The organism is Catenibacterium sp. co_0103 (assembly GCF_004168205.1).
Classification (GTDB): domain Bacteria; phylum Bacillota_I; class Bacilli_A; order Erysipelotrichales; family Coprobacillaceae; genus Catenibacterium; species Catenibacterium mitsuoka_A.
The window spans coordinates 1-20,116 of sequence record NZ_RCYB01000038.1 but is presented as its reverse complement, the minus strand read 5'-3'; the positions used below and the strand labels follow the sequence as shown (position 1 = coordinate 20,116).

Sequence of the window (20,116 nt, the reverse complement as noted above, 5' to 3'; positions counted from 1 at the left end):
AAGAATGATGCTTGTCAGTATATACCATATGATTCTTACTGGAGAGACATTTAATCCTTCAGATTATGAATCATTTAAAAATCCTAAGCCACCTATAAAGCAACAAGTTTTAACAGAAGAATCAGCGATAGAGTTTCTTAAGAAATCAGGTTTTGACGTTTCTAAATTAACTAAACCATAATATTCAATTATTCTATTTTTTCTAAATTATTCAAACTTATTTTTAAGTTTGTCTTTTTTTATACGTTTTGATTGATTTTTGTTTCACACTTATTCTCCTTTATTTGATTTCGCCTTATTTTAACATATTTATTCAATCTCTAATAGTAAAAGCTGTAATAGATCATCTATTACAGCTTCTTATTATTATAATTTCTTATACATTTCCGCAATAATTTCAGCAGCTTCATCTAAACCATAATCACTATTAATAGTTAAGTCAAAATTCTTTAACTGACCCCATTTATTTGTTGTGTAGTAATTATAGTAGTTAGATCTCTTCTTATCTCTTGAGATGACATACTTCTTTGTATTCTCATGCTCTTCTTTATATTCTTCTTCTACTCTCTTAATGCGTGATTCAAGAGGTGCATGGACAAAGACTCTTAATACTTTATCATAATCTTCAAGAATATAATCAGCACATCCATTTACTATGATACATGAATCGTTATTTGCAAGATGACGAATGATTTTAGATTGTGTTGCGAAAACCTGATCATTTAGAGGCATCTGGAAAGTTCCTCCAGCCATTCCATAAAGGAATCCTGAACTCTTTTCCTGAGCTGCTTTCCTAATTGTTTCAATATCAAATCCGAGTTCCTGAGCAGCTAAATCAATAATCTGATTATCGTAATAAACAAGCCCTAAAAGATCGGCTACTTTCTGTGCTATGATACGTCCTCCAGAACCATATTCTCTTGCGATTGTAATAATTTTAGGCATAAGACAAAACCTCCTTCTATAAGTTTATTTTATCACAAGTTTAAAAGAATATGTAAGAAACTTTATAGTAAATAATGAGATGTGCTATAATGCATGGGAAAGAGGTGGATTATGGAATACCATGTTTTAGCAAGTGGTTCTAAAGGAAACAGCACATTTATTGTAGAAAAAACTACAGGTATTTTAATAGATTGTGGTATCTCAAAGAAACAGCTTGTCTATCGATTAAAAGAAATTGGATATACAATAGATGATATAGATTATGTATTATTAACCCATGATCATACAGATCATAATAAAAATATACATATATTTGATAAAAAAATGGTATATACCGCAAAAGGGAATATAGAGGATCTAGATGAGGATCATGAACTTGTTCCTTATACAAGTTATACATTTGGTGATATAGATGTGTATGTATTACGTCTTTCACATGATGCAACTAATCCTATTGGATTTATATTCAAGGGTGATGAAACACTTCTCTATATGACAGATACAGGTTATGTATCACAGAAGAATAAAGAGCTTATTCACAACTTGAATTATTATATTATAGAATCTAATCATGACATAGAAATGTTGATGGCTACACGTCGTCCTTTTTCTTTAAAGAATAGAATTATGGGAGATACAGGACACTTAAATAATGAATATAGTGCTCATTTAATGTGTGATGTGATTGGTGAGAATACGAAAGAGATTGTACTAGCCCATTTATCACAGGATGCCAATACAAAAGAAAAGGCGTTAGAAACTTATTATTCTATATTTGATGAAGAAAAGATGACATTTGATCAAGAGAAGATCAAAGCAGCAAGTCAAACATCTGTTGTTTCTGGAGGAAAATATGAACATTAAGATTATTACTGTAGGTAAGTTAAAAGAGAAATATTTAAGAGATGGTGTACAGGAGTATGTAAAAAGACTTGGTGCTTATGCCCATGTTGATTTAATTGAAGTCCCTGATGAAAAGATACCTAATAACCCTTCACTTGCAGAAGAGACACTTGTAAAGAGTAAAGAAGGAAGAAAGATTCTTGATCATGTGAAACAGAATGATTTTATGATTTTATTAGATGTAGCTTCACGTGAGATGGATTCAGTGGCTTTTAGTCAATATATTGAGAAGAAGATGATTGATGGTTATTCTACTATTGTATTTGTGATTGGTGGATCTTTAGGACATGGAGAGGATGTTCTTACAAGAGCTGACTTTAAATTATCTTTTTCACCAATGACTTTTCCACATCAATTAATGCGCTTGATTCTTGTAGAACAGATTTATCGTGCATTTAAGATTATGAAGAATGAAACATATCATAAGTAGATGTCAATACAATGTATTGACATCTTTTTTACATAAAAAAAAGAACCTGTAGAACAGGTTCTTGCGTCTTATTTAAGACCGTATTTCTTATTGAATTTTTCAACTCTACCATCAGCACTCGCAAATCTCTGTTTACCAGTGTAGAATGGATGACAGTTTGAACAAGTATCCACACGGATTTCATCTAAAACTGAACCAGTTTCAAATTCGTTACCACATGATGTGCAGATTACTTTTACTTTTTTGTAATTTGGATGAATTCCAGCTCTCATTGTCTTATCTCCTTCCGCCTTGAAATATTTGCTACTTCAAAGTAAGTTGCTAGTGTATTGTACATCATTTTTTATTGAAATACAATAGCTTTTTTAAATTTATTTCTTAGTAATATAACCTAATTTTGTTAACATTTCAGCACTTTCAACAGCACCACCTGCAGCACCTCTTAAAGTGTTGTGAGATAAACCTACAAACTTATAATCGAAGATGTTGTCTTCTCTAAGTCTACCAATAGAAACTCCCATACCACCTTCATAGTCTACATCTAATGTAACCTGTGGACGGTTTTCTTCTTCCATGTATCTGATGAAATGTTCAGGTGCATGTGGAAGCTTAAATTCCTGTGGCTGTCCCTCGAAGTTATTTAAACGATCAATTAATTCTTCTTTAGTAGGCTTCTTATTGAAACTAATAGAAACAGTTGCTGTATGACCATTTAATACTGGTACACGAATACACTGGGCACTAATAATAGGTCCTTCAGCTTTAACGATTTCACCATTTTCAATATGACCAAATACTTTTAATGGTTCCTGCTCAGACTTTTCTTCTTCCCCACTAATTAAAGGAATGATGTTCCCTACCATTTCTGGCCATTCCTTAAAAGTCTTTCCAGCACCAGAAATAGCCTGGTATGTACTTACTACAACCTTTGTTGGTTCAAATTCCTTCCATGCTGCTAAGCAAGGTGTATAAGACTGGATTGAACAGTTAGGCTTTACTGCGATAAAACCTTTCTTAGTTCCAAGTCTCTTTCTCTGATCTTCGATGACAGCATAATGTTCTGGGTTGATTTCTGGAATAACCATAGGAACATCAGGTGTCCATCTGTGTGCACTGTTGTTTGACACAACAGGTGTTTCTGCTTTTGCATATGCTTCTTCAATTGCTTTGATTTCTTCTTTACTCATATTTACTGCTGAGAATACAAAATCAACTTCTTTCGCAATGTCTTCTACATCTGCAACATCTTTTACGACAATGTTCTTGACTGCTTCAGGAATAGGTGTATCCATTTTCCATCTGCCTTTTACTGCTTCTTCATAAGTCTTTCCCGCACTAGACTTACTTGCTGCAAGTGTAGTCACTTCAAACCATGGATGGTTATCTAGAAGAGTATTAAATCTCTGTCCAACCATACCAGTCGCACCTAAAATACCAACTTTTAACTTGTCACTCATAGCTTCTCCTCCTATCAACATTAATCGTCAATCATATAACGAGTAATGTGTGCTCCTAATGTAATGAGCTTGTGGTCTATATTATCATAACCACGGTCAATATGGTAGACATTTGTAATTTCTGTTTTACCTTCTGCCATTAAACCAGCCACCACAAGAGCCGCACCACAGCGTAAATCTGTAGCCATTACTCTTGCACCATGTAGAGGTGTCTTGCCTTTTATATAAGCACACGCTTCACCTAATTCAATATCTGCTCCCATCTTATTAAGCTGAGCACAATGCTTAAATCTTTCTTTATAAATAGTTTCAGACACTTTAGATTGTCCATTACCCTGAGTCAATAGGGTTGTTAAAGGCTGCTGTAAATCAGTCGCAAATCCTGGATAAATCTGTGTCTTTACTTCAACAGGCTTTAAATTTCCATCATTACCATATACAACAATGCTATCGCCAATCTTTTCCATCTTAATGCCCATTTCCTTTAATTTAGAAATAAGCGCATCTAAATGCTGTGGAATAATATTCTGGATAACCATCTTTTCACCAATAGCTGCTGCAATAATCAAGAAAGTACCTGCTTCAATACGATCAGGAATAATTTCATGATATGCACCATGCATATGTTCTACACCATCAATAGTAATAGTATCTGTACCAACGCCACGGATTCTCGCACCCATCTTAGTAAGAAGGTTTGCAACATCAATGATTTCTGGTTCCTTAGCTGCATTTTCAATAACAGTACGACCTTTAGCCTTAACTGCAGCTAACATAATATTGATAGTAGCACCTACAGAAGCGAAATCTAGATAGATTTCAGTTCCAATAAGTTCATCAGCCTTTAAATGATATGTTCCTGTTTCTTCATCATAATTAATATCAGCACCTAATGCTTCAAATCCTTTTAAATGAAGATCAATAGGACGAGGTCCTAAATAACAGCCACCAGGCATTCTAATAGTGACTTCTTTATATTTACCTAGTAATGCACCCATAAAATAATAAGACGCTCTTAATTTATCAACTGCACTACTTACTAGTGGTATATTTTTCATATTTCTTGGGTCTACACCGATTTCACCTACGGATATATCCCTTTCAACAACACAATTCAATTCTTCTAATAATACGGTTAGCGCATCAACATCGGAAATTTCTGGTACATTATAAATTTCAACTGGTTCATCTGATAATACAATAGAAGGAATAAGCGCTACAGTTGCATTCTTCGCACCTGAAATAGTCACTGTTCCATTAAGTTTATGTCCACCTTCAATAGCAATTACTTCTTCTGCCATTTCTATTCAATCCTTTCATTAAGGTTATTTAAAATTTATGTATATATATTAAAAAACTTTTAAGTTAATAGTTAATAAGTTAAAGTCAAAATATTGGTATTTATCTCGACGAATTCATTATATAGTATTTTACTGAAAATCACAAAGAAAACAGAAAGTAAATAATCCTTTTTAATAAAAGAATATTTTACTTTTAAAAAAAACATGATATACTATGACCACATGGTCCGTTGGTGAAGTGGTCAACACACTTGGTTCTCATCCAAGCATTCAGGGGTTCGAACCCCCTACGGACTACCATTTTTTTATGCGAATAAAAAAAGAAAGCAAAGCTTTCTTTTTAAAAATGTTTGTTTGTATAAAAAAAATGGCTGGGGTAACTGGATTCGAACCAGTGAAATGGCAGATTCAGAGTCTGCTGCCTTACCGCTTGGCTATACCCCAACAGCAATTTATATTATACATATATTTTAGGAGATGTAAAGAGAAAAATGACAAAAATTCGTACAAGATTTGCACCAAGCCCTACAGGGTACATGCATATCGGTAATTTAAGAACAGCTTTATACTGTTATTTAATCGCTAAACATCAGGGTGGCGACTTTATTTTAAGAATTGAAGATACTGACCAGAACCGTGAAGTGGAAGGTGCAACTCAGTTAATTTATGATATTTTAACTGAAACTGGTCTTAACTGGGATGAAGGACCAGATAAGCCAGGAGATTGTGGACCTTATATCCAGTCTGAAAGACTTCCTATTTATCATGAATATGCTAAGAAGCTTATTGAGCTAGGCGGTGCTCATTATTGTTTCTGTGATAAAGATGCTGACAATGATTATGATCCTTGTCGTATGCTCGATCAAGCAGAAATTGATGAAAAACTTGCAGCAGGTGTTCCTTATGTTATTAGACAGACTATTCCTGATAAGGGTAAGGCTACTTTTGATGATGAAATCTATGGTCATATTGAAGTAGATTGTACTACTTTAAATGATTCTATCTTAATTAAGAGTGATGGATTCCCTACTTATAACTTTGCGAACGTTGTAGATGACCATTTAATGGGTATTACTCATGTTGTACGTGGTAATGAATATTTAGCTTCTACACCTAAATATAACCTTCTATATGATGCATATGGATGGGATAGACCTACTTACATCCATTTACCACCAGTAATGAAGGATGAACATGCTAAGTTATCTAAGAGAAATGGTGATGCATCTTACCAGGATTTAACAAAACAGGGTTATTTAAAAGATGCTATCCTTAACTACATCGCATTACTTGGATGGTCTCCAGCTGATGAAGAAATCCTTTCATTAAATGATTTAATTGAACAGTTCAACATTGAACATATTTCTAAAGCTCCAGCTATCTTTGATATTGATAAGTTAAAATGGATGAACGGTGTTTATTTAAGAAACATGTCATTAGAAGAATTCCACAAAGTGGCTTCTCCTTACTATGACTTCATCACTATTCCTGTAAATACATTAGAAATCTCTAAAGCATTACAGCCACGTGTTGAAAGATTAGCTGATATTCCAGAATTAATGGACTTCGTCAATGAAACACTACCATTTGATGCATCTATCTATAAACATAAGAAGATGAAGACTAATCCTGAAAACTCTTTAGAAGCATTAGAATTATCTTTACCAGAACTTGAAAAGTGGGAAGATTATAATGATGACGAAGGATTAATGAATATGATGATGGATATTGCTAAGAGCCATGAATTAAAGAATGGACGTATTATGTGGCCTATCCGTGTTGCATTATCTAATAAGGCATTTACTCCTGGTGGTGCTGTAGAAATCGCTCATATTCTTGGTAAAGAAGAAACTTTAAGAAGAATTAGAGTTGCTATCGAAGATTTAAAGAAATCAGTGGCTGAATCAGCAGAATAAAAACAAGAGGCTCGTTTGAGCCTCTTTTAGTATACTTTCTTATAGTTTGCAAGTGCACCGATTAGGTTAGAATCATTATTGTATTTACATTGTACTAACTTAACTTGTGGAATAGGCACAGGCATTTTTCATAGAGTTCATCTAAAGACTTCCGGATTCTGCCTGTTTTTTAGATAAATACTCTTAATTACTTCTAAGAAGTTTTCTAGTGTATCAAGTGGTGTAGGCACGCTTCCCTTTTCCAGCATTTCCATCGTTCATTAAAGCGTACTTAATCGCAGTACCCCCAACATCAAAAACTAAATATTCCATATCTGCTTCCTCCTCTAAATGTCATAATATAGATTGAGAATATACTATATTTTTCTGAAAAAGAAATAAATATACTTGATATGGCTATTTTAATGTAATAGATTATTGTAAAGGAGTTGAATTACTATGACAGAAACAGGAAAGAAGATTGTATGCGGGTTATTATTAATTAATATTATGCTTACCCTCATCTCAATCAATATCAAATAAGGAGTGCATATTATGGATGACAAATATAAAGCACAGAAAAAATACGCGAAAAGTCATATTAAAAAACTTAGTTGTTCTTATCCTGCAGAGTTTGTAGATACATTCAGAGATGCCTGCAATACTCTAGGTGTTAAACAATCTGAAGTAATTAGAGAAGCAATGAATAAAATAATAGAACAAGCAAACAAAAGCCAAGGCGATTAAACCTTGGCTTTTATATTAATCCTGGAATAAAGGAGTAGAAAGATAACGGTCACCTGTATCCGGTAGTAAGGCTACAATAGTCTTTCCTTTATTTTCTGGTCTTTTCGCAAGTTCAATCGCAGCATAAACAGCAGCACCTGAAGAAATACCTACTAAGATACCTTCATTATGACCAATTTCTTTACCAGTCGCAAATGCATCTTCATTAGTTACACGGATGATTTCATCATATACCTTTGTATCTAAGACATCAGGTACGAAACCTGCACCGATACCCTGGATCTTATGTGCACCACCCTGTCCAGTAGATAGTACTGGAGATGAATCTGGTTCTACTGCAACTACTTTTACGTCTGGTTTCTTATCTTTTAAGTACTGTCCTACACCAGTCACTGTACCACCAGTACCTACACCAGCTACAAAGTAATCTACCTGACCATCTAAGTCTTCAAAGATTTCTGGTCCAGTTGTTAAATAGTGTGCCTGTGGGTTAGCTGGGTTAACGAACTGTCCTGGAATATAACTGTTTTCAATTCCTTCTGCAAGTTCATTTGCTTTCGCAATAGCGCCCTTCATACCCTTACTTCCGTCTGTTAAGACAAGCTCAGCACCATATGCTTTCATTAATGTACGTCTTTCTACAGACATTGTTTCAGGCATAACAATAATAATACGATAGCCTCTTGCAGCCGCAACAGACGCTAAACCAATACCTGTATTACCTGAAGTAGGTTCAATTAATACAGTGTCTTTATTGATTTTGCCTGCTTTTTCTGCTTCATCAAGCATATTCTTCGCAATTCTATCTTTAACACTTCCTGCGGGATTGAAGTATTCAACCTTTGCGATGATCTTTGCTCCTAAGTTATATTTCTTTTCTAAATGTGTTAATTCTAATAATGGTGTATGGCCAATTAACTGGTCAGCACTAGTGTATACCTTACTCATGTTAATTCTCCTCCTGATTTGTTATTTTACTGCAGCAAAAGCCTGATCTAAGTCTGCAATAATATCATCAATATGTTCAGTACCAATAGATAATCGAATAGAATTCTGCTGGATACCTACCTGCTTTAATTCTTCTTCATTCATTTCTGCATGTGTAGTAGAAGCTGGATGAATAACTAAAGATTTCACATCTGCAACGTTTGCAAGTAATGAGAATAACTGTAAATTATCAATGAAATCTTTTGCTTTTCTTGCATCACCCTTGATGTTGAATGTAAAGATTGATCCACCACCGTTAGGGAAATACTTCTTATACAATGCCTGCTGAGATGGATCTGTAGATACTGAAGGATGTGATACAGATTCAACCTGTGGATGGTTATTTAAGTATTCTACAACCTTTAATGTATTTTCCACCTGTCTTTCTACACGTAATGAAAGTGTTTCTAGACCCTGTAAGAAGATCCAAGCATGAATTGGTGAAAGAGTAGCACCCATGTCTCTTAATAAAATAGCTCTAATTCTTGTAATATAAGCAGCTGCTCCTACATCTTTCGCAAAGCTTACACCATGATAAGATGGGTTTGGTTCAACAAGCTGTGGAAATTTATCTGCATGTGCCGCCCAGTCAAACTTACCTGCATCAACGATGACACCACCAATAGTAGTACCATGACCACCAATGAACTTAGTTGCTGAATGAATAACAACATCAGCACCATATTCAATCGGTCTAATTAAATAAGGTGTACCAAATGTGTTATCAATAACTAATGGTAAACCATGTTTATGTGCAATCTTTGCGATTGCTTCGATGTCTACAACATCTGAATTTGGGTTACCTAAAGTTTCAATATAAACAAGTTTTGTGTTTTCCTGAATAGCATCTTCAAATGCCTGTGGATTTAATGCATCTACGAATGTAGTAGCAATACCATAATCAGTAAATGTATGTTTGAATAGGTTGAATGTTCCACCATAGATGTTTTCTGCAGATACAATATGGTCACCTGCAGCCACTAAGTTTTGTACTGCGTATGTCACTGCAGCTGCACCAGAACCTACTGCCAAGGCGGCTACACCACCTTCTAAAGCCGCAATTCTTTTTTCGAATACATCTTCAGTTGGGTTTGTTAGACGACCATAGATATTACCAGCATCCTGTAATGCGAATCTAGCTGCTGCATGATCTGAGTTATGAAAAACGTAAGATGAAGTCTGATAGATAGGTACTGCACGAGCGTCAGTTACTGGATCAGCTTCTTCCTGTCCTACGTGTAATGCAAGTGTTTCGAAATGATAGTTTTTATTAGACATGTATGTTTCCTCCTTAACCCTATTTGTTTGATAGGTTAATAGGATTATAGCAGTGATAAACCTACCAGTCAACTATATTTATATTATTTTTTTGTGAATATTTCGTATTTTCTAAATTTAATTGATTTTATTTATGATTATATGACATAATCATCGCCATTTGATGAAGCAGGTACTAAATCACTTAAAGAAACACCTTCTAAATAGTCTGTAATCACATTATATAAACCAGTCCACATAGGTAATGTATTACAATAAGATGCTCTTTCACATGTATTACATTCATCCGCTAAACATGATACAGGAGCTAATGTTCCTTCAGTAATCTTAAGAATAGAAGCAACACTATAGTCTTCTGGAGCATGTGTTAAACGGTATCCTCCACCTTTACCTCTTAAACCTTCTACAAAGTGTTCTTTAGATAAAGATTTAATAATAATTTCTAGATACTTTTCAGAGATATTCTGTCTTGCAGCTATTTCTTTTAATGGTATATATTTAGAACGATCATGCTGTGCTAAATCAATCATGACACGTAAAGCATAACGTCCTTTAGTTGATATCATCATCATCTATTCCTCCTTTTACATATACCTAGTATACTAGGGGGTTATAGGGTAAGTCAAGATTAATAGAAATTGAGCGTTGATGTAACAGATAGTTGATGTTAGAATTCTAATAAGAAATAGTGATCAACAGTTGTATAAGCTATATGTTACACCAAAGAAAGGATGATATATAATCAGAAACATTACATACACAAGTGCAACATATTTGGAGTTACTTTAATAATAGTCTATAATTTTTGTATATTATAAATACAAGGAGACCCTATGAAATCAAAAAAGATTATTGTAAGTATTGTTGTTTGTTTAGTCATTGCAGTTATTGCAGTATTTGTAGTACCTAGTTCTAGTTCTTATTTATCAGAAGTTACTGTAAGTGGAGAAAAGAAGAAAGGTTATTCTTTCTATAAAACAGCTTCTATATCTAGCAAGTTAAAGGATGTTGATTTTATAGATCACTTACCTGATGGTATACAGAAGTATGATGAAAGTAAAACACGTTATGGCTCACCTTCTTATACTGTTGTGATAAAGAATGATGCATATCGTTTCTATAGACTATCAAGTGAATCAGATGTACTTGTGACTAAATCAAATAAGAGTGATCAATCTCAAATAAAAGAATATGCGAAAATGAATAAAAATAATTATAAGAAACTTGCATCCTCAACATATTATACTGATTATGATCAATTAGATTACTGGAACTAACATAGTTATTCCTACCATTTGTGGTAGGAATCTTTTTATTTGCATAAAAAAAGAGAAGCCTAAGCTTCTCTCTTAAATGAATTATTCAGCAGCTTTACCGATGCAACCAAATACTTCCATTCTGTCTTTTACGCAGTCTCTGATAGCCTGAGCACCTGGAGCAAGTAATTTACGAGGGTCATAACCTTTACCCTGCTGATCCTTACCTTCTTCAATGTACTTTCTAGTAGCTTTCTGGAAGTATAACTGACATTCAGTGTTAACGTTGATCTTAGATACACCTAAGCCAATTGCTTTCTTAACCTGTTCATCAGGAATTCCTGAACCACCATGAAGAACTAATGGTAAGATACCAGTTTCTTTCTGGATAGCATCTAATGCTTCGAACTGTAAACCAGCCCAGTTTGCAGGGTATACACCATGGATATTACCGATACCAGCAGCTAAGAAGTCAACTCCTAAGTCAGCAATCATCTTACATTCTTTAGGATCTGCTACTTCACCCATACCAATAACACCATCTTCTTCTCCACCGATTGAACCTACTTCAGCTTCGATAGATACACCTTTAGCATGGCATAATTCAACTAATTCCTTAGTCTTTTCGATGTTTTCTTCGATTGAATAATGAGAACCATCGAACATGATTGAAGTGAATCCAGCTTCTAATGCTGCCTTAGCACCTTCATATGAACCGTGATCTAAGTGTAATGCTACTGGTACAGTGATATTTAAAGATTCTACCATTGCTTTAACCATAGCAGCTACAGTTGTGAAACCTGTCATATATTTTGCAGCACCTTCAGATACACCTAAGATTACTGGTGCATTTAATTCCTGTGCTTCTAAAAGAATAGACTTTGTCCATTCAAGGTTATTGATGTTGAACTGTCCAACACCATAATGGCCTGCTTTAGCCTTTTTTAACATTTCTGTTGCGGAAACTAATCCCATAATATTATCTCTCCTTTTCTTTTATACTTCCATAATACTCTTTTTTCTTGTCTATTACTAGAAAAATTAAATGATGTAAACGTTTTTATTTTACTTTATTTTCTTTTTCATTTATCAGGCTTAAAAAGCCTTCTATTTCCTGCTTTGTATAATAAGCAGGATTATCATCAAGCATCTCTTTTAACTGCTTCTGATAGTCTTTTTGATAGCCAATACGCTTATTTAATAAGCGTATTGCAAGTGTCTGTTGATAGGCAATATCTGTATGAAGAAACTTCTTTAATTGTCGATTCGTATATTCACAAGCACAATCTAATGGAAGATCATCGATATATCCCTGAAGTCTTAAACTATGCAGATTTTTCATCTAATGCTTTCTTTAACTGTAAACAAGCTTTTTCTAAAGTACTTCTAGGACATGCTAAGTTAAATCTTTCAAAACCTGATCCTTCTTCACCAAACACATAACCTTCATCTAACCAAAGATGTGCTTTATGTAACATGAAGTCTTCCTGTTCTTCATTACTCATGCCAAGTGTTCTCATATCCACCCAAGCAAGATATAAGCCTTGTGGATCAATTAAAGATATACCAGGACATTCAGTTTTAAGGAAGTGATCAAGATAATCCATATTACCTTTAATATAATCTAGAAGTTGATCAACCCATTCATCACCCTTAGTATAAGCGACTGTTGTCGCAATAAATCCTAATATTGTAGGATCAGAAATAGAATGACTCATCTTCACTTGCTTAAATTGGTTTCTTAGTTTTTCATCCGCAATAATAGCTGCAGAAGTCTGAAGTGCAGCTAAGTTGAATGTCTTAGATGCTGCTGTTAATACAATTGAAAAGTTCTTATATTCAGGATCTACTTCATAGAATGCGGTATGCTTATGAGGCGCATAGACAAAGTCCATATGGATTTCATCCGATACTACAAAAACGTTATGTTTTTTACAGATATCTCCAATTGTTTTTAGTTCTTCTTTTGTCCATACTTTACCTACTGGATTATGTGGATTACAGAAGATCATCATCTTGACATTTTCTTCTATAATCTTAGTTTCAAATGCTTTGTAATCAAGTGTATATTGGTTATCTTTTAGATCAAGAGGCATTCTTACCATACGTCTACCATTGTTTTTAATAGCACGATAGAATGGATAATAAACTGGTGTAAGAATCAATACACTCTCATCTTTTTTAGTATAAGCTTCTACTGCAAGATGAAAGGCAGTGACAACACCCGGCGTAGGGACAATCCAGTCTTTTTCAACATGGAAATCATGTCTACGTTTCATCCATCCTACAACACTTTCTAAGTATTCTTCCGGGATTGTACTATAACCATAAATACCATCTGACACACGTTTAGAGAGTGCTTCTGGAATATCTGGTAATGTTTTGAAATCCATATCTGCAACCCACATAGGGATCATATCAGGATCATCTGTATGACCTGAATCATATTTTGCGCAGTTTGTATGATGTCTATCATACACTGTATCAAAATCATACTTCATCGTAGCACCTCCTGCTTATTAAATGCATCCTGTGAGAAGTGGAATAAACCAATACCGACAGACTGTGCTAAATTAAGTGAATCAATCGCATTCGTATGAGGAATAAAGACGCTTTGTCCATATGTCATATAAATATCATCGAGTCCTGATGATTCATTTCCAAAGATCAGTGAATGAGGTGTTACAGGTTTCACCTGATGAATATTCTTAGCACCCTTCAACATAAATGGATAACATTGATGATCGCCAAACTCTTTAAGATACTCATCAATACTTTCATAATAATGAATACGTAAAGAAAATAATGCACCCATAGAAGAACGAACAACATGAGGATTAAAGATATCGACTGCTGGACGAATAATAGCTAAGTCCTGATAACCAAATCCTAACATTGTACGCATAATTGTACCCATATTACCCATATCCATAGGATTCACTAATACAATATGATTCCCCTTCTGTAAGGGTTCATAGAATGTTTTAAATACCCCAATCGCATAACAATTAGACTTTGGTGAAAGCTTATTAATTGTCGCATCATGAACATCAATAGGAATATGATGCAATGCACATAATTCCTTGATTTTAGGATATCCTCTGTTTTCTTCTATTGAAGAGTGTACAACCACTCTTTTCACAATATCTGGTTTATGTTCTAATAATTCTATTGTAGGAAAGACACCCAATGTATAAGAGGAGTCATCACCTTTTTTATATAACTTCATATTTTTCTCCTCTATGCATCTTCATTAATATTCTTAATAGTTTGTAATTCATCTTCCGCATTCTTTTTTAATGCTTCAAAATGTTTAGGATCTTGTTTAGCCCCTTTATCAATGAGTTCTAATAGTTCACGATATTTTTCTACTACAACCTCCATTAACGATTCTTTTACTTTGTAATCTAATTCATCACGGGCCTGCTGATGAACACGATTTAATGATTTATATTGTTCTCTAAATACAAGGTCATAATCCACCTTTGATTTTCTAGAAAATAGTCCCATAAGTACTCCTCCTTCATCTCATTTATTATACTATAGAACACAAAAATAGTCACAAATAATGTGACTATTTAGTATTCGTTGCCATGACACCTACGAGTGGATGTGGCTGATATGGTTCTTCTAGATATTGTTTTTCTTCTTCGCTTAATTCAAGCTCTGTCGCAAGTACAGCTGTATCAACATGTTTAAGTTTAGTCGCCCCTACAACTGGTGATGCTACTTTAGACATCAACCAGGATAATGATACTTCACTCATAGAAACATGATGCTTTGATGCAAGTTCTTCTACACGTTGAATGATTTTTAAATCTAAATCACTTGATGCATCATATTTACCTTTCGCATATTTATCTTTTTCAAGTCTTTGTGATGTTTCTCCAGGATGCTTTGCGAGACGTCCTGATGCAAGTGCACTATATGGTGTCATCGCAATACCTTGTTCATCACAATAACGCTTCATTTCTCTTTCTTCTTCTCTAAAGATCAGATTATAGTGCCCCTGAACACTTACAAACCCTTGTAAGCCTCTTTCTTTCGCAATAGTATTGGCAGTTGCTAATTGATATGCAAAACAGTTGGAAATACCTATTTCTTTGATTTTACCTTCTTTAATGAAGTCATTGAGTATTTCTAATGTTTCTTCAATAGGTGTTTGATAATCCCACATATGCATAATATAGAGATCAATATAATCAGTCTGTAGTCTTCTTAAACTATTATTCAAACACTCAGTTAAATATGTTCTTGAATCAATAGAATCATCACTCTTAGGGGTATACTTAGTCGCAATAATAACATCCTCACGATGTCCATACTCTTTAATAGCACGTCCTAAGTATTCTTCACTTGTGCCTGATTGATAAGCCATCGCTGTATCAAAGAAGTTGATGCCTGATTCTAAGGCATGGAAAATAATATTTTTAGAGTCTTCATAAGGTAATGTCCAGGAATGCATACCTTGAGATGCATCTCCAAATCCCATACATCCTAAACAAACCTTAGAAACCTTTAATGAACCAATCTGTGTATATTTCATAATCAATCCTCCTGAACTTATCATAATATATATAAGAATAAATAGCGAAAGACAAAAAAGTACTTCTATCCATAAGTAGACAAATAGCGGTAATTATCTATATGGAGAATGATCTTTCAATAGATCCTTTAAACCTAAGTAACGCATATGATTGATGTTGTCTACAAGTTCATCTACTGGTTCTTTCATACCATCTAGAATCCATTGAAGGACCATACTATGAGAGGCATTGGTATGGTAGAGTGTCGCAAATTTAAGTTCTTTGGATAATGGTTCTCCTATACAATGTTCATGCCATTTTAAATCAAACGCTATACAATGGTGAAGCATATGCTCTTTCAATGAATTCTGTCCATCTATTAAACAGGCTTGTTCAACGAATGTTTCATATTTCTTTAAGCTGTTTAATGCCTGAGTGAGTGATAATTTAAAGTCAATAGACATATCTTCATCAAACTCATTCACAATCACTGTATCATAAACATAGGCAATAAGATCATTCTTATCTAGAAAATGATTATAGAATGTCTGTCTTGAGAGTTCAGTATCCTCTAGTAAGTCTGCCACTCAAAATGTGATTAAATATACTCACATAGAGATAATGTAAGTTCTCACGAACATTACTTACTATTTTATTGTGTATGCTTTCGATTGACCGAAATCATATCTACTCACAAGTTCATGTACACTTCATAGTCGTAAATTCCCGAAATAGCCTTCGGTACATACCTACGTTTGCGTTTGTTTATGCAACTTCGTAAGTTGTAGCATCTCTCAGATTTAGTGCAGCATTGAAATCTCTGTCTTCGATATAACCACAGTCACATCTGAAAACTCTATCTGAAAGCTTTAAATCTTTTTTGATATTTTTGCAGCAATGACATGTTCTAGATGATGGGTACCATCTGTCTACTATTCGAAGTTCGATTCCGTTCTCCTTGCATTTAGCTTGAAGCTTTGTTTTAAATTCATAAAACTTCTGCGAAGCAACTGCCTTTGAAAGATGCTTGTTCTTCATCATTCCTGATACGTTTAGATCTTCAATCGTTATATGAGATGGCTTGGTTTTCACTATCTCTGCGATTGTCTTATTGATGTAATCAATACGAATATTGTCAATTCTATGATGAAGTTTCTGTATCTTAAGCCTCTGTTTTTGTATATTTCTTTTTTGAGTGGACCCTCCTTTCTTTAGATTTTCATACTTTCGAGAAAGACTTCTCTGTTCTCGAATAAGCTTTTTTTCAAGCTTCTTTAATTTTGCAGATTTATTGATATTCTTATAAGTCTTGCCATTAGAGACAATCGCAAAGTCCTTTAATCCAAGGTCAATGCCAATCCCTTTACTGGAATTATTGGCTGTCCTTTTATCTGGGATTTCTACAAGAACTGAAACATAGTATCTGTCAGCCTTTATTGAGACATGACCGCTCTTAATTACGTATCCATCTTTTGTAGTTGGAATATATCCTTTCTCTTTGATGCGGACCCAGCCAAGTGACGGAATCTTGATTCTGTGTCTTTCACAACAACAATCTTTTGGATTATTCCTTACAAAATGCATTTTCACATCAGATCTGCCTTTCTTCTTAAATTTTGGAAAGGCACTCTTGTGATTAAAGAATCTTTTAAATGCATTCTGTCCGTCATTTACTGCCTGTGTTACCGATTTTGAATAAGCTTCCTTGATCCAGGAACATTCTGGATGGCTAGGAAGATATTCATTGTTAAGCCATACTCTAAACTGGCTGCTGCTCATAAACTTTTCCCCATTTTCATGAAGCTCCTTATTATGAGCAAGATAGAAGTTATAGATAAATCTGCAAGTACCTATTGTTTTACGAATCTTGACTTTCTGCTCCTCTGTTGGATTTATTTCCGTCTTGAAGCTCTTCAGCAATTTCCTCATCCCTTTCTATCAGTTTTTTATACTTACGAAGCCCTTTACAGCCTGCAGGAGAATACATGAAGTATTGAAACAATATCCTGCATGAGTTCTCCATCTGATTTCTAATCTAATTATAGTACAAATGGAAAATCCATGCATCAAGTTCAGCTTCAAGAACGCCTTTTAATCGGCGTTAATAAAATTTAATTTTCACTAACCTGTGGTCTGTGGTTATTCAAATAATTCTTTTGCATTACAAAACTATCTTAAAAATGCAACTTGATTTAGTAAATACTTATTAGTTAGGGTTAGGGTTCGGTTTGCCTTTAAAGTTTCTTCTCTATCTCAACGGTATAATATCTTAACAGATACGCCTAAAAGTTCAGCAAAATCCTTTGGTTTATAATTTTAGATATTTGATGTGTTCATTTTAACACTCCCTCGTATGAGTATATTTAAACACGATCAAACACAATGGTCGATATATTCAGTTACTTATAGTTCCCTCCTATGGTGATTTTAGAAAGCGGCTTCTTATAGAGAAGTGAAAGAAGACTGTTAGAAAAAGCTTTTTTTATGTTCATGTTATTCCTCTCTTTCATATTAATTTTACAACTTTCAAGTAAAGTATGCTATTATATCATTGCGAATAAGTAATAGAAACGAGGTAAATAAAAATGAGTATACTTGCATGTCCTAAATGTCATGAACCTTTAGAAATTGAAGGTAAAACATGTAAATGCATTAATAACCATTGTTATGATATTGCCCGTCAAGGGTATATGAATCTACTTTTAAATCCTGATAAGGCATCTAATAATCCAGGTGATTCTAAAGAATCATTGATTGCGAGAAAAGCTTATCTTGATAAGGGTTATTATGATCCTATTCTTTTTGAAGTAGTAAATGAAATCAAGAAGAAGGAAGGTCCTTTAAATATCCTAGATCTAGGTTGTGGTGAAGGCTATTATACATATCGTATGAAACAGATTCTTGGTGATGAGAATACTTATTGTGGTTTAGACATTTCTAAGTTGGCTGTAAGAATGGCTACACAGTATGATAAGTCTATTCACTGGATTGTAGGTAATTCTAAGAATATTCCAGTACTTGATCATTCTATGGATGTTATTACCGCAATGTTCACTGTAGTGAATCAGGAAGAACTTGCTAGATGTATTAAAGAGGATGGTTATATTATCCATGTAACTGCCAATAGAGATCATTTAATTGAAATTAAACATTTGATTTATGATGAAGTAAGGACTAAGTCTGATAAGTATATCCGTCTTCCATTTAATGTATTAGAGAGTCATGATTTTAAAAAGACTATTTCTATTAAGAATCGTGAAGATGCATTAAATCTTTTAAAGATGACACCACATTATTATCATATCAAGAAAGAAAAGCGTGATGTTCTTGATACATTAGAAGCACTTGATGTCACTATTGATATCAAAGTCACTGTATATCGTCCATGAGAATAAAGAAGCAGGGACAGCATCTTCTTATCACTATTGATGAAGAATATGAAAATCGTCCTTTATCTGATTTGTGGGCAGATCTGCATTTATCACGCAAAACAATTCATTTATTAAAACAGAATAAAGACTATAAAGTAAATCATGTATTTAGTATGAATCCTATACTTCATACAAATGATGTATTAGATGTTCTTGCTTATGAACATGATGATGGAACATATGCACCTGACTTTCAGGATATAGATATTGTATATGAGGATGATCTGATTCTTGTTGTAAATAAGCCTATTGGGATTGCGGTTTATCCAGATGATCCTCATAAGACAGACAGCTTATCTAATAGAGTGAGTGCTTATTATATGACACAGGGATATGATATTCCTGTTCGTTATATTCATCGTTTAGATAATGATACAAGCGGTTTAGTAGTATTCTGTAAGTGTCATTTAATACAGGCTTATCTAGATTATGCATTGTCTATTAAAGAGATACAAAGAGAATATCTGGCTTATGTAGAAGGTCATATCAAAGAGGGTAAGGAATATAAGATTGAACAGAACTTAGGTAAGGATAGACATAGTCCTTCTAAGATGCGTGTTCATTCTAAGGGTATTCCTGCTGTGACTTATTACCAGTGTCTAGAGAATAAGGAAGATCATGCACTTGTAAGATGTCGTCTAGAGACTGGTAGAAAGCATCAGATCCGTGTTCATATGGCTTCTATTGGTCATCCTATTCTAGGTGATCCCCTTTATAATGAAGGCTCTGATTATCCACGTCTAGCACTTCATGCAGCCTATATCAAGTTTGAAGAACCAATCACTCATCTTGAGATTGATTTATATAGTCCAATGGAATTTTAAAGAGGCTGTAACGGGTAAATAACTCATTATAGTTTCATAAAAAGCAAAAGACGGACCGAGGTCCGTCTTTTGTGGTATATTTAGTTTGCAATGATACACCAACAAGATTATACGGCATATCAGACATATGCGCTAC

The 20,116-nt window shown here is 34.1% G+C and carries 22 protein-coding genes, 2 tRNA genes and 2 pseudogenes; 9 read left to right on the top strand and 17 right to left on the bottom strand.

What is annotated here, in order from left to right; translation table 11 throughout:
• Positions 1-181: pseudogene (locus EAI80_RS13365) on the top strand (hypothetical protein); the annotation flags it as partial.
• 185 nt (positions 182-366) lie between these two features.
• Here EAI80_RS13365 and EAI80_RS07670 read toward each other — a convergent pair.
• Positions 367-945, bottom strand: a complete 579-nt coding sequence (locus EAI80_RS07670) for a cytidylate kinase-like family protein (protein WP_022425970.1) — start codon at positions 943-945, stop codon at positions 367-369.
• A 111-nt stretch (positions 946-1,056) separates the two neighbouring features.
• On the opposite strand from EAI80_RS07670, the gene EAI80_RS07665 reads away from it, so the two are divergent.
• Entirely contained in the window at positions 1,057-1,809 is a 753-nt protein-coding gene (locus EAI80_RS07665) for an MBL fold metallo-hydrolase (RefSeq protein ID WP_129981573.1), read from the top strand.
• Complete coding sequence (rlmH, locus tag EAI80_RS07660; RefSeq protein WP_129981572.1) at positions 1,799-2,278, top strand: 23S rRNA (pseudouridine(1915)-N(3))-methyltransferase RlmH; 480 nt, start codon at positions 1,799-1,801, stop codon at positions 2,276-2,278. Before EAI80_RS07665 ends, rlmH begins: the two co-directional genes overlap by 11 nt.
• 68 nt (positions 2,279-2,346) lie before the next feature.
• Here rlmH and rpmE read toward each other — a convergent pair whose 3' ends face one another.
• The 3 genes from rpmE to EAI80_RS07645 all read right to left on the bottom strand — a co-directional run bounded on the left by rpmE (position 2,347) and on the right by EAI80_RS07645 (position 5,036).
• Positions 2,347-2,550: a 50S ribosomal protein L31 gene (rpmE, locus tag EAI80_RS07655; protein WP_006507087.1), complete on the bottom strand. Its 204-nt coding sequence runs from the start codon at positions 2,548-2,550 to the stop codon at positions 2,347-2,349.
• 99 nt (positions 2,551-2,649) lie between these two features.
• Complete coding sequence (gene asd / locus EAI80_RS07650; protein ID WP_129981571.1) at positions 2,650-3,735, bottom strand: aspartate-semialdehyde dehydrogenase; 1,086 nt, start codon at positions 3,733-3,735, stop codon at positions 2,650-2,652.
• A gap of 20 nt (positions 3,736-3,755) precedes the next feature.
• A complete protein-coding gene (locus EAI80_RS07645; protein ID WP_129981570.1) occupies positions 3,756-5,036 on the bottom strand; it encodes a UDP-N-acetylglucosamine 1-carboxyvinyltransferase in 1,281 nt (426 codons plus the stop codon).
• 224 nt (positions 5,037-5,260) lie between these two features.
• Here EAI80_RS07645 and EAI80_RS07640 point away from each other — a divergent pair.
• Positions 5,261-5,336: transfer RNA gene (locus tag EAI80_RS07640), tRNA-Glu, on the top strand.
• Positions 5,337-5,404: 68 nt separating this feature from the next.
• On the opposite strand, the gene EAI80_RS07635 is transcribed toward EAI80_RS07640, so the two are convergent.
• Positions 5,405-5,480, bottom strand: a tRNA-Gln gene (locus EAI80_RS07635).
• 47 nt (positions 5,481-5,527) lie between these two features.
• Here EAI80_RS07635 and gltX point away from each other — a divergent pair.
• Positions 5,528-6,952 (top strand): glutamate--tRNA ligase, encoded by a 1,425-nt coding sequence (gltX, locus tag EAI80_RS07630; protein ID WP_117458912.1) that lies wholly within the window; start codon positions 5,528-5,530, stop codon positions 6,950-6,952.
• 534 nt (positions 6,953-7,486) lie between these two features.
• Positions 7,487-7,678 (top strand): hypothetical protein, encoded by a 192-nt coding sequence (locus EAI80_RS07625; RefSeq protein WP_129981569.1) that lies wholly within the window; start codon positions 7,487-7,489, stop codon positions 7,676-7,678.
• Between the two features lie 15 nt (positions 7,679-7,693).
• Here the strand turns inward: EAI80_RS07625 and cysK are convergent, their stop codons facing one another.
• The 3 genes from cysK to EAI80_RS07610 all read right to left on the bottom strand — a co-directional run bounded on the left by cysK (position 7,694) and on the right by EAI80_RS07610 (position 10,512).
• Complete coding sequence (gene cysK, locus EAI80_RS07620) at positions 7,694-8,626, bottom strand: cysteine synthase A (protein WP_129981568.1); 933 nt, start codon at positions 8,624-8,626, stop codon at positions 7,694-7,696.
• 21 nt (positions 8,627-8,647) lie between these two features.
• Positions 8,648-9,943 carry an O-acetylhomoserine aminocarboxypropyltransferase/cysteine synthase family protein gene (locus EAI80_RS07615; protein WP_129981567.1) on the bottom strand — a complete coding sequence of 432 codons (1,296 nt, stop codon included), beginning with the start codon at positions 9,941-9,943 and terminating at the stop codon, positions 8,648-8,650.
• A 137-nt stretch (positions 9,944-10,080) separates the two neighbouring features.
• Positions 10,081-10,512, bottom strand: coding sequence for an Rrf2 family transcriptional regulator (locus EAI80_RS07610; protein WP_129981574.1), 432 nt, complete (start codon positions 10,510-10,512; stop codon positions 10,081-10,083).
• A 264-nt stretch (positions 10,513-10,776) separates the two neighbouring features.
• Here EAI80_RS07610 and EAI80_RS07605 point away from each other — a divergent pair, with 264 nt between their 5' ends.
• Positions 10,777-11,220 carry a hypothetical protein gene (locus EAI80_RS07605; RefSeq protein ID WP_129981566.1) on the top strand — a complete coding sequence of 148 codons (444 nt, stop codon included), beginning with the start codon at positions 10,777-10,779 and terminating at the stop codon, positions 11,218-11,220.
• 81 nt (positions 11,221-11,301) lie between these two features.
• On the opposite strand, the gene fba is transcribed toward EAI80_RS07605, so the two are convergent.
• From fba to EAI80_RS14035, 9 genes and pseudogenes are all read right to left on the bottom strand, one after another.
• On the bottom strand, positions 11,302-12,174 hold the full coding sequence (gene fba, locus EAI80_RS07600) for a class II fructose-1,6-bisphosphate aldolase (RefSeq protein ID WP_129981565.1): 873 nt from the start codon (positions 12,172-12,174) through the stop codon (positions 11,302-11,304).
• A gap of 85 nt (positions 12,175-12,259) precedes the next feature.
• On the bottom strand, positions 12,260-12,541 hold the full coding sequence (locus EAI80_RS07595) for a hypothetical protein (protein ID WP_129981564.1): 282 nt from the start codon (positions 12,539-12,541) through the stop codon (positions 12,260-12,262).
• Positions 12,525-13,700 carry a MalY/PatB family protein gene (locus tag EAI80_RS07590; RefSeq protein WP_129981563.1) on the bottom strand — a complete coding sequence of 392 codons (1,176 nt, stop codon included), beginning with the start codon at positions 13,698-13,700 and terminating at the stop codon, positions 12,525-12,527. Before EAI80_RS07590 ends, EAI80_RS07595 begins: the two co-directional genes overlap by 17 nt.
• On the bottom strand, positions 13,697-14,428 hold the full coding sequence (locus tag EAI80_RS07585; protein WP_006507102.1) for a TrmH family RNA methyltransferase: 732 nt from the start codon (positions 14,426-14,428) through the stop codon (positions 13,697-13,699). The genes EAI80_RS07590 and EAI80_RS07585 overlap by 4 nt, the downstream gene beginning before the upstream one ends.
• An 11-nt stretch (positions 14,429-14,439) precedes the next feature.
• Positions 14,440-14,709 (bottom strand): hypothetical protein, encoded by a 270-nt coding sequence (locus EAI80_RS07580; protein WP_022425984.1) that lies wholly within the window; start codon positions 14,707-14,709, stop codon positions 14,440-14,442.
• A 64-nt stretch (positions 14,710-14,773) separates the two neighbouring features.
• The gene (locus tag EAI80_RS07575) at positions 14,774-15,745 is read right to left on the bottom strand and encodes an aldo/keto reductase (protein ID WP_129981562.1); all 972 of its coding nucleotides are present in this window, start codon (positions 15,743-15,745) and stop codon (positions 14,774-14,776) included.
• A 93-nt stretch (positions 15,746-15,838) separates the two neighbouring features.
• On the bottom strand, positions 15,839-16,312 hold the full coding sequence (locus EAI80_RS07570) for a TetR-like C-terminal domain-containing protein (RefSeq protein WP_129981561.1): 474 nt from the start codon (positions 16,310-16,312) through the stop codon (positions 15,839-15,841).
• A gap of 178 nt (positions 16,313-16,490) precedes the next feature.
• Complete coding sequence (locus tag EAI80_RS07565; protein WP_129981560.1) at positions 16,491-17,654, bottom strand: RNA-guided endonuclease TnpB family protein; 1,164 nt, start codon at positions 17,652-17,654, stop codon at positions 16,491-16,493.
• 243 nt (positions 17,655-17,897) lie between these two features.
• Positions 17,898-18,062: pseudogene (locus EAI80_RS14035) on the bottom strand (IS607 family transposase); the annotation flags it as partial.
• Between the two features lie 248 nt (positions 18,063-18,310).
• Here EAI80_RS14035 and EAI80_RS07550 point away from each other — a divergent pair.
• Together EAI80_RS07550 and EAI80_RS07545 are read left to right on the top strand one after the other, a co-directional pair.
• Complete coding sequence (locus EAI80_RS07550) at positions 18,311-19,114, top strand: methyltransferase domain-containing protein (protein WP_006507106.1); 804 nt, start codon at positions 18,311-18,313, stop codon at positions 19,112-19,114.
• Positions 19,111-19,980, top strand: coding sequence for an RluA family pseudouridine synthase (locus EAI80_RS07545; protein WP_129981559.1), 870 nt, complete (start codon positions 19,111-19,113; stop codon positions 19,978-19,980). The genes EAI80_RS07550 and EAI80_RS07545 overlap by 4 nt, the downstream gene beginning before the upstream one ends.
• Positions 19,981-20,116: the final 136 nt, after the last annotated feature.

Bases quoted from the DNA above. Each gene is read 5' to 3' on its own strand.
- fba (WP_129981565.1), bottom strand. From the start codon at position 12,174: ATGGGATTAGTTTCCGCAACAGAAATGTTAAAAAAGGCTAAAGCAGGC.
- asd (WP_129981571.1), bottom strand. From the start codon at position 3,735: ATGAGTGACAAGTTAAAAGTTGGTATTTTAGGTGCGACTGGTATGGTT.
- EAI80_RS07615 (WP_129981567.1), bottom strand. From the start codon at position 9,943: ATGTCTAATAAAAACTATCATTTCGAAACACTTGCATTACACGTAGGA.
- EAI80_RS07595 (WP_129981564.1), bottom strand. From the start codon at position 12,541: ATGAAAAATCTGCATAGTTTAAGACTTCAGGGATATATCGATGATCTT.
- EAI80_RS07625 (WP_129981569.1), top strand. From the start codon at position 7,487: ATGGATGACAAATATAAAGCACAGAAAAAATACGCGAAAAGTCATATT.
- rpmE (WP_006507087.1), bottom strand. From the start codon at position 2,550: ATGAGAGCTGGAATTCATCCAAATTACAAAAAAGTAAAAGTAATCTGC.
- EAI80_RS07550 (WP_006507106.1), top strand. From the start codon at position 18,311: ATGAGTATACTTGCATGTCCTAAATGTCATGAACCTTTAGAAATTGAA.
- rlmH (WP_129981572.1), top strand. From the start codon at position 1,799: ATGAACATTAAGATTATTACTGTAGGTAAGTTAAAAGAGAAATATTTA.
- EAI80_RS07665 (WP_129981573.1), top strand. From the start codon at position 1,057: ATGGAATACCATGTTTTAGCAAGTGGTTCTAAAGGAAACAGCACATTT.
- EAI80_RS07545 (WP_129981559.1), top strand. From the start codon at position 19,111: ATGAGAATAAAGAAGCAGGGACAGCATCTTCTTATCACTATTGATGAA.
- EAI80_RS07610 (WP_129981574.1), bottom strand. From the start codon at position 10,512: ATGATGATATCAACTAAAGGACGTTATGCTTTACGTGTCATGATTGAT.
- EAI80_RS07670 (WP_022425970.1), bottom strand. From the start codon at position 945: ATGCCTAAAATTATTACAATCGCAAGAGAATATGGTTCTGGAGGACGT.
- EAI80_RS07585 (WP_006507102.1), bottom strand. From the start codon at position 14,428: ATGAAGTTATATAAAAAAGGTGATGACTCCTCTTATACATTGGGTGTC.
- gltX (WP_117458912.1), top strand. From the start codon at position 5,528: ATGACAAAAATTCGTACAAGATTTGCACCAAGCCCTACAGGGTACATG.
- EAI80_RS07580 (WP_022425984.1), bottom strand. From the start codon at position 14,709: ATGGGACTATTTTCTAGAAAATCAAAGGTGGATTATGACCTTGTATTT.
- EAI80_RS07590 (WP_129981563.1), bottom strand. From the start codon at position 13,700: ATGAAGTATGATTTTGATACAGTGTATGATAGACATCATACAAACTGC.
- EAI80_RS07575 (WP_129981562.1), bottom strand. From the start codon at position 15,745: ATGAAATATACACAGATTGGTTCATTAAAGGTTTCTAAGGTTTGTTTA.
- EAI80_RS07565 (WP_129981560.1), bottom strand. From the start codon at position 17,654: ATGAGGAAATTGCTGAAGAGCTTCAAGACGGAAATAAATCCAACAGAG.
- EAI80_RS07645 (WP_129981570.1), bottom strand. From the start codon at position 5,036: ATGGCAGAAGAAGTAATTGCTATTGAAGGTGGACATAAACTTAATGGA.
- cysK (WP_129981568.1), bottom strand. From the start codon at position 8,626: ATGAGTAAGGTATACACTAGTGCTGACCAGTTAATTGGCCATACACCA.
- EAI80_RS07605 (WP_129981566.1), top strand. From the start codon at position 10,777: ATGAAATCAAAAAAGATTATTGTAAGTATTGTTGTTTGTTTAGTCATT.